The organism is Pantoea sp. WMus005 (genome assembly GCF_013415305.1).
Lineage (GTDB): Bacteria > Pseudomonadota > Gammaproteobacteria > Enterobacterales > Enterobacteriaceae > Pantoea > Pantoea rara.
On sequence record NZ_JACBXU010000012.1, the window covers coordinates 1 to 1,174 of the forward strand.

The window sequence follows — 1,174 nt, forward strand, 5'->3', positions numbered from 1 at the left end:
AGCTTAACCTTCGGGAGGGCGCTTACCACTTTGTGATTCATGACTGGGGTGAAGTCGTAACAAGGTAACCGTAGGGGAACCTGCGGTTGGATCACCTCCTTACCTGAAGATACCTTCCCGCGCAGTGTCCACACAGATTGTCTGATAAAAAGTAATGAGCAGGACGGCTGCGAAGTCGTGACACGATCGTGTCCCCTTCGTCTAGCGGTTAGGACTCCGCCCTTTCACGGCGGCAACAGGGGTTCGAATCCCCTAGGGGACGCCACCTGCTTGGTGACAGGTGAAAGGTGTCTCCATACAGTATCTCAAAACCGTTCTGGTTGCGTAAGCAGCCGTGGCGCGTTTGAGATATTTGCTCTTTAACAATCCGGAACAAGCTGAAAATTGAAACGACGCGTCGTTTTCATTCTCCGTAATAAGAATGAAAAGCACGATGCGTTCGAGTCTCTCAAATGCTCGTGACTTGCAAGCGTTGTAAAGCGCCTGTGGGTTGTGAGGTTAAGCGACTAAGCGTACACGGTGGATGCCCAGGCAGTCAGAGGCGATGAAGGACGTGCTAATCTGCGTAAAGCGACGGTAAGGTGATATGAACCGCTACAGCCGTCGATGTCCGAATGGGGAAACCCGGTGCACTCTGTGCATCATTGCAGCATGAATACATAGTGCTGCAAGGCGAACCGGGGGAACTGAAACATCTAAGTACCCCGAGGAAAAGAAATCAACCGAGATTCCCCCAGTAGCGGCGAGCGAACGGGGAGCAGCCCAGAGCCTGAATCAGCATGTGTGTTAGTGGAAGCGTCTGGAAAGTCGCAGGGTACAGGGTGATACTCCCGTACACAAAAGCACATATGCTGTGAGCTCGATGAGTAAGGCGGGACACGTGGTATCCTGTCTGAATATGGGGGGACCATCCTCCAAGGCTAAATACTCCTGACTGACCGATAGTGAACCAGTACCGTGAGGGAAAGGCGAAAAGAACCCCGGCGAGGGGAGTGAAACAGAACCTGAAACCGTGTACGTACAAGCAGTGGGAGCCTTGATTTATCAGGGTGACTGCGTACCTTTTGTATAATGGGTCAGCGACTTATATTCTGTAGCAAGGTTAACCGTATAGGGGAGCCGCAGGGAAACCGAGTCTTAACTGGGCGTTAAGTTGCAGGGTATAGACCCGAAA

1 tRNA gene and 2 rRNA genes are annotated in these 1,174 nt (G+C 52.0%); all 3 read left to right on the plus strand.

What is annotated here, in order from left to right:
• A 16S ribosomal RNA gene (locus HZZ01_RS20660) occupies positions 1–102 on the plus strand; the annotation flags it as partial.
• A gap of 88 nt (positions 103–190) precedes the next feature.
• Positions 191–265, plus strand: a tRNA-Glu gene (locus HZZ01_RS20665).
• A gap of 231 nt (positions 266–496) precedes the next feature.
• Positions 497–1,174: ribosomal RNA gene (locus HZZ01_RS20670) — 23S ribosomal RNA — on the plus strand; the annotation flags it as partial.